Genomic DNA, 6,498 nt, shown 5'->3' with positions numbered 1-6,498 from the left:
ATATCTGGCGTTGACTTTTGGCACGCTGTTGAGTTCTCAAGGAACGGACACTTCCTTCGGACCGCCTTCCAGCGGGCCCTCCGGGCGCTTCGTTCTTTCGTGTTTGAAGCTTATCAGACGTTTTCCACTCCGTTTTCCGGAGATTCATTCGTCCGACTCGCATTCCGCCGCCCCTCTCGGTGCGACTCCGGAACTGTACGGGGACCGGCCCGCCACATGCAAATCGCCCCCGGCCGGGGATCCCGGGCGGGGGCGATCGGCGAGCGGTCCGCCTGTTCAGCGGACCTCGGTGATCTCCGGGCCGCGGGCGAACGGGTCGAGTGCGGCGCCACCGAAGCGGCTGCTGTCACCCTCTCCGGCAGCGGCGGCTGCCCCGCCACCGTCGGCCACCATCTGCGCGTCCTCGGGAAGCTTCAGCACGATCGGGTCGCGCGGAGCCATCGGGCTCTCACCACGAACGACGACCGTCTGCTGGAAGACCTGCTCCAGGATTCCGGCCATCTCCGGCTGCACCGCGGCCTGGCCCGAGATCACACCGCGCAGGAACCAGCGCGGCCCGTCGCAGCCGACGAAGCGCACCAGCTGGACACCCTGCGTGCCGTCCGGCAGCTGCACGGGGACCTGGGCCCGGAGGTGCCAGCCGAGCGGGCCCTCCTCCTCCTCGATGAGGCCGCCCTGCGAGGTGATGCCGTTGGCGATCTCCTCGCGGACCTCGCCCCAGATGCCCTCGGACTTGGGAGCCGCGAAGGCCTGCAGCTGGATGGCGCTGTTGCCGAGCACCAGCGTCGCGGCCACGATCGCGTCGCCGGCCACCTCGACGCGCAGTTCCATGCCCTCGACACCGGGGACCAGCAGGCCCCCGAGGTCGACCCGGCCTTCCTCCGGCTGCTCCAGCTCGGAGTGGTCCCACGGACCGTCCGGGCGCGGAGCCGGCGGCAGGCCGACCCGCTCCACCGGGTCCAGCTCGGTCACGTTCTCGCTCTCGGCGGAACCTTCGACGTCATCGGCCGCCTCGTCGGCGCTGATGGCGTCGTCGGCGAGCTGCTCGACAGCGTCCTCGCTCTTCTGGCGACGACGGAACACGGTCACTGTCCTTCCCGGTCCAAGACCGATGCGAATACCTGCTCGGCTTCCTGCGAGGCCGCGGGCAGCCTAGACCGCTGCGTGGCCGCCGGTCGACCCGAACCCGCCCTCGGCTCGTGCCGACCCGGGCAGTTCGGCCACCTCGTGGAAGCGGGCCTTCTCGACCTGCTGGATGACCAGCTGGGCGATCCGATCCCCTCGGCGGAAGTTGACGGCTTCGCGCGGGTCCAAGTTGACGACGATCACCTTGATCTCTCCACGGTACCCGGCATCGACCGTCCCTGGGGCGTTCACCAGAGCAACTCCGCAACGAGCTGCGAGCCCGGAGCGCGGGTGGACGAACGCCGCGTAGCCGTCCGGCAGCGCGATGGCGATGCCGGTGGGCAGGACGACCCGCTCACCGGGGGCCAGCTCGGCGTCGACGGTGGTCCGCAGATCGGCGCCCGCGTCACCGGGCTGCGCGTACGCGGGCAGCGGCAGCTCGGTGTCGATTCGCCTGATCAGGACGTCTACCGGCGGACGGGGGGTGCTGCTCAAGGGTTCACCTCAAAGGCTCGGGCGCGCTTCATCAGATCCGGGTCGTCGAGGACCTTCCCGATGTCCTCGGGACGACCGTGCTTGGTGAAGTGTTCCAGCTTCACCTCGATGAAGAGTGCCTGGGCGCGGACGGCGACCGGTCCGTCGGGGCCGCCGATGCGCGCCTCGCCGGCGCTGTAGATCTTCCGGCCGTGCACACCGGTGACCCACGCGCGCAGGTGCAGCACCGAGTCGACCGGGACCGGGCAGAGGAAGTCGGTCTCCAGCCGGCCCGTGACGGCGGGGGCGTGCAGCAGCCAGTTCAGCGTGCCGAGCGTCTCGTCCATCGCCGTGGTCAACAGCCCGCCGTGGGCGAGGCCGGGGCCGCCCTGGTGGGTGGAGCGAACGGTGAACTCGGCGGTGACGTCCAGTCCGTGGCCGGCCACCGCGTCGATCCGCAGGCCGCCCGGGTGCTGCGGGCCGCAGCCGAAACAGTGCTCGTAGTGCGAGCCGAGCCGGGTGCCCGGGGCGGGTGCCTGCGGAGCGCGCGGGGGCAGGACGGCACCCGGCGGGGGCGTGGTCGGCGACAGCGGCGGGGTCGGCGCCGGCTGGGCGGACGGGGAGGCGGGTGCTACGGAACCGGTCACGGTGCCCAACCCTACCGACCGGTAGGCGAGGCGGGTCCGGGGGTGCCGTCCCGGGCCGCCCGTAACGGCGACCACAATGGGGGCATGTACGACGAACGCCTCACCGTGCCGCGCTCCTGGTGGTTGCTCCCGGTCGCGATCGGGCTCACGCTCGCGATGATCCTGCTGCGTCTCAGCGCGGTGGGCGCGCTGGTCGGGCTGGTGGTCGGCATCGCCGCCGGCGCGGCCGCGATCAGCAGCTACGGCTCCGCCCGGATCCGCGTGGTGCAGGGCTCCCTGGTGGCCGGCCAGGCCCGGATCCCGGTCGACGCCCTGGGCGCCGCGCACCCGCTCAGTCCCGCCGAGGCGGTGGCCTGGCGCGGTCCGAAGTCGGACCCGCGGGCCTTCATGCTGATGCGCAGCTACGTCCCGACCGCCCTGCGCGTCGAGGTGACCGACCCGGCCGACCCGACGCCGTACCTCTATCTGTCGACCCGCTCGCCGATGAAGCTGGCCGAGGCCCTGGACGAGGCCCGCCGCGGCGCCCGCGCCTGACGCCCGGCGCGCCCGGCGCCCCGACACCACGGCCGCACCGGCCACAACGGCCACAACGGCCACAACGGCCCGAAAACGGAGAGGGACGGTTCCGCGATGCGGGACCGTCCCAGATTTCTCCGTACTCCACGAGGTGCTGCCACCCGCGCGGTGCGCGGTACTGCGCCGGTACGACCCGACGCGGTACTGCCAATGCGTCCGCCTGGACGGCCGCCGGTACTGCCGTCCGGCCCCGCTGCCCGGGGCCGGAAGGGGCGCTGTGCCGGTCTCGCGAGGTTCCGCGAGCGCGGGCCCATGGCCGCCCTGATACTCAGGCGCCGCAGTCCCGGCAGATCGGGTTGCCGTTCTTCTCGCTGTACAGCTGGCTGCGGTGGTGGACCAGGAAGCAGCTCATGCAGGTGAACTCGTCGGCCTGGCGCGGCAGCACCCGGACCGAGAGCTCCTCGTTCGAGAGGTCCGCGCCGGGGAGCTCAAGGCCCTCCGCCGCGTCGAACTCGTCGACGTCGACCGAGCTGGTGCTCTTCTCGTTCCGCCGAGCCTTCAGTTCCTCGATGCTGTCCTCATTGAGGTCGTCATCGGTCTTGCGCGGGGTGTCGTAGTCAGTTGCCATTTTTCGCTCTCCCCCTCCGGGTTGTGCGGTGTGTGCGGTATCTCCAGCGCACGTAACGCATGGGGGGTCGGTCTTGTGCCCGACCCGAGGCGGAGATTTTGCCTTACTTCAAGCCCTGTTACTCAATCGACACTCAGCCAGGGGTCCGTTGGGGTGATCCGATCGGGCGCGGGAGGCCTCACGCTGGGCCATCCCGGACCGGCCGCCGGGACCGCTCGGCGGGCACGCTGAGTCATCACAGGCCTTGCGGCCACTCGATCGTTCCCTTGCCCACCAGGGGGCTCACCCGATCCGGCCGAGCGAGTCCGGCCCCGAACTTCATCACGCACCGCAACCGGAGCACCGTTCACCATGATCACGCTCCGAGGTCGCCCCGCCCCGCGCAGCGACACGGTGTGACCTTGCTCACGTTCTGAATCTTCCGGGGCAAACCACGGAAAATCCACCCAACGGGAACGGCCGGGTCCGTCGCCCGGCACGCCCCGCGGTTCGTGTCCGGCTGCTACTGGGAGGCCTTGCGCGCGGCCCGGCGGGCCAGCAGCGCCGCCTGCCGCTCGTCGAACTTGGTCGCCTGCGCGTCCAGCCCGCCGAGGAAGACCCCGAGCTCGTCCTGGGCCCGCAGACCGTCCGGGCCCAGTCCGCCGACCTCCATGACCTTGAGGTGGCGCAGCACCGGCTGCAGCACGTCGTCGTGGTGGATGCGCAGGTTGTAGACGCCGCCGATGGCGATCTGGGCGGCGGCCCGCTCGAAGCCGGGGATGCCGTGGCCGGGCATCCGGAAGTCGGTCACCACGTCGGCGATGGCCCGCATGGCCTGGTCGGGGGCGATCTCCAGGGCGGCCTTCAGCAGGTTCCGGTAGAAGACCATGTGCAGGTTCTCGTCATTGGCGATCTTCGCGAGCAACTGGTCGCAGAGCGGGTCGCCGGCGAAGTGGCCGGTGTTGCGGTGCGAGATCCGGGTGGCCAGCTCCTGGAAGGCCACGTAGGCGACCGAGTGCAGCATGCTGTGCGAGTTGTCGGACTCGAAGCCCTCCGACATGTGGCTCATCCGAGCCCGCTCCAGCTCGTTCGGGTCGACGGCCCGGGTGGCGAGCAGGTAGTCGCGGATGGCTATGCCGTGCCGGCCCTCCTCCGCCGTCCAGCGGTGCACCCAGGTGCCCCAGGCGCCCTCGCGGCCGAACATGGTCGCGATCTCGTGGTGGTAGCTGGGGAGGTTGTCCTCGGTCAGCAGGTTGACCACCAGCGACACCCGGCCGAGCGGGGTCACCTGGGACTGCTCCACCGCCCAGGCCTCACCGCCGAGCACGCCGTCGAAGTCTCGGCCCTGGCTCCACGGGATGAACTCGTGCGGCATCCAGTCCTTGGCGACCTTCAGGTGGCGGTTGAGCTCGGTCTCCACCACCTCTTCGAGGGCCATGATCAGCCGCGCGTCGGTCCAGGCGCTCGAACCGAGCGAGGCGTTGCGCTGCACGGGGGCGATGGTCACGAGTCTTGCTCCTGAAGGACGGGCACGCGCGGGGACGGGCGCGTTGGGCGGGGCACGTCGGGGACGACGAAGTCGACGCACTTACGGTTCCGTAGGTTACGACACCGTAAGTTGCTCGGACCGGAAAAGACAAGCCGCCCCCGCCAGGCCTTATGTCGTCTTGACAGGGCCCGGCGGGGGCGGCGGGATTGGTCGGCGCACGGAGCGCAGGCGGTACGAACGGCGCAGCGGGGGCGTGAGGGGCCTGTGGGGACGCTCAGGCCCCCGGGATCCGGACCCGCATGGTGAGGCCGCCACCGGAGCGCGGGGTGGCCTCGATGGTGCCTCCGTGCGCCCGGACCACCGAGCGGACGATGGACAGGCCCAGACCGACGCCCTTGTCGCTGCGGGTGCGGTCGGCGCCCTTGACCCGGCGGAACGGTTCGAAGATGTGCTCCAGTTCGTAGCCGGGCACCACCGGTCCGGTGTTGGACACCACCAGCTCGCCGCCGCCGGGGACCTCGGCGGTGCTGATCTCGACCCAGCCGCCGGGGGAGTTGTAGCGCACGGCGTTCTGCAGCAGGTTCAGCGCGATCCGCTCCAGCAGCACGCCGTTGCCGGCGACCTCGGCCCGGTTCAGGGTGGCGCGCAGCTCGACCTCGCGCCGGTCGGCCTCGGCCCGGGTCTGCACCAGGGCCCGGGTGGCGACCTCGGAGAGCTCCACCGGCCGGCGGTCGGTGAGTTCGTTGTCGCTGCGGGCGAGCAGCAGCAGGCCCTCCACCAGTTGCTCGCTGCGCTCGTTGGTGGCCAGCAGCGTCTTGCCGAGCTGTTGGAGGTCGGCCGAGGCGGCGGGGTCGGAGAGCTGGACCTCCAGCAGGGTCCGGTTGATCGCCAAGGGGGTGCGCAGCTCGTGCGAGGCGTTGGCGACGAAGCGGCGCTGGGAGTCGAAGGAGCGGTCCAGCCGGTCGAGCATGTCGTCGAAGGTGTCGGCGAGCTCCTTGAGCTCGTCGTCCGGCCCGTCCAGCTCGATCCGCCGGTGCAGGTCGGAGGAGGCCACCTCGCGGGCGGTGCGGGTGATCCGTCCGAGCGGGCGAAGCACCCGGCCGGCCATCGCGTAGCCGGCGGCGAAGGCGATCACGGCGAGGCAGACCAGCACCGTGAGGGCCTTGCGCAGCAGCGTGTTGAGGGCCGAGTTGGAGGCGATCTCGTGCCGGTTGGCGAGGTACTGGTTGAACTGCTCGCTGGTCATCGGCACGCCGTTGACGGTGATGTCCTTGCCGAACAGGAAGGGCGGCGGCTGGACGTCGTGCAGGGCCTGCCGGACGAAGAAGTACATCAGCAGCAGCAGGACGACGCCGGCCATCAGGAACATCCCGCCGTAGAGCAGGGTCAGCCGGATCCGGATGGTGGGGCGGAACGGCAGCCAGGCGAGCATGCCGTCGCCGGGCACGTAGGTGTCGTGCGACGCATGGTGCAGCCGGGGCGCGCGCGGCGGGTGCACGGGCTTCGGCGGTACGGACCGGGGCGGCACGGCGCGCGGGCCGCCGGCGGGCGCGCCGGAGGGCCCGCCGGCCGGGGGCGGGGTGGTCATGATGGTCCTCTCGGGGCGTCCGCCGGGGCGGGCGCGTGGTGGGTGGGATCCG

The 6,498-nt window shown here is 71.2% G+C and carries 7 protein-coding genes; 1 reads left to right on the top strand and 6 read right to left on the bottom strand.

What is annotated here, in order from left to right:
- Positions 1–276: 276 nt before the first annotated feature.
- The 3 genes from ACFXHB_RS18310 to ACFXHB_RS18300 form a co-directional block, all read right to left on the bottom strand.
- A complete protein-coding gene (locus ACFXHB_RS18310; RefSeq protein WP_380575367.1) occupies positions 277–1,083 on the bottom strand; it encodes a DUF3710 domain-containing protein in 807 nt (268 codons plus the stop codon).
- Between the two features lie 69 nt (positions 1,084–1,152).
- Entirely contained in the window at positions 1,153–1,620 is a 468-nt protein-coding gene (gene dut / locus ACFXHB_RS18305) for a dUTP diphosphatase (RefSeq protein WP_380575365.1), read from the bottom strand.
- Complete coding sequence (locus ACFXHB_RS18300) at positions 1,617–2,189, bottom strand: PaaI family thioesterase (RefSeq protein WP_380575375.1); 573 nt, start codon at positions 2,187–2,189, stop codon at positions 1,617–1,619. The genes dut and ACFXHB_RS18300 overlap by 4 nt, the downstream gene beginning before the upstream one ends.
- 141 nt (positions 2,190–2,330) lie before the next feature.
- Here ACFXHB_RS18300 and ACFXHB_RS18295 point away from each other — a divergent pair, with 141 nt between their 5' ends.
- Positions 2,331–2,780: a DUF3093 domain-containing protein gene (locus tag ACFXHB_RS18295; RefSeq protein WP_380575364.1), complete on the top strand. Its 450-nt coding sequence runs from the start codon at positions 2,331–2,333 to the stop codon at positions 2,778–2,780.
- 310 nt (positions 2,781–3,090) lie between these two features.
- On the opposite strand, the gene ACFXHB_RS18290 is transcribed toward ACFXHB_RS18295, so the two are convergent.
- From ACFXHB_RS18290 to ACFXHB_RS18280, 3 genes are all read right to left on the bottom strand, one after another.
- Positions 3,091–3,390 carry a DUF4193 domain-containing protein gene (locus ACFXHB_RS18290; protein ID WP_280668631.1) on the bottom strand — a complete coding sequence of 100 codons (300 nt, stop codon included), beginning with the start codon at positions 3,388–3,390 and terminating at the stop codon, positions 3,091–3,093.
- Positions 3,391–3,892: 502 nt separating this feature from the next.
- Positions 3,893–4,876 carry an acyl-ACP desaturase gene (locus ACFXHB_RS18285; protein WP_380575362.1) on the bottom strand — a complete coding sequence of 328 codons (984 nt, stop codon included), beginning with the start codon at positions 4,874–4,876 and terminating at the stop codon, positions 3,893–3,895.
- Positions 4,877–5,132: 256 nt separating this feature from the next.
- The gene (locus ACFXHB_RS18280; RefSeq protein WP_380575361.1) at positions 5,133–6,446 is read right to left on the bottom strand and encodes a sensor histidine kinase; all 1,314 of its coding nucleotides are present in this window, start codon (positions 6,444–6,446) and stop codon (positions 5,133–5,135) included.
- Positions 6,447–6,498: the final 52 nt, after the last annotated feature.

Origin of the sequence: Kitasatospora sp. NPDC059327, from assembly GCF_042752535.1 — a bacterium.
GTDB lineage: Bacteria > Actinomycetota > Actinomycetes > Streptomycetales > Streptomycetaceae > Kitasatospora.
This window is presented reverse-complemented; position numbering and strand designations above follow the sequence as displayed.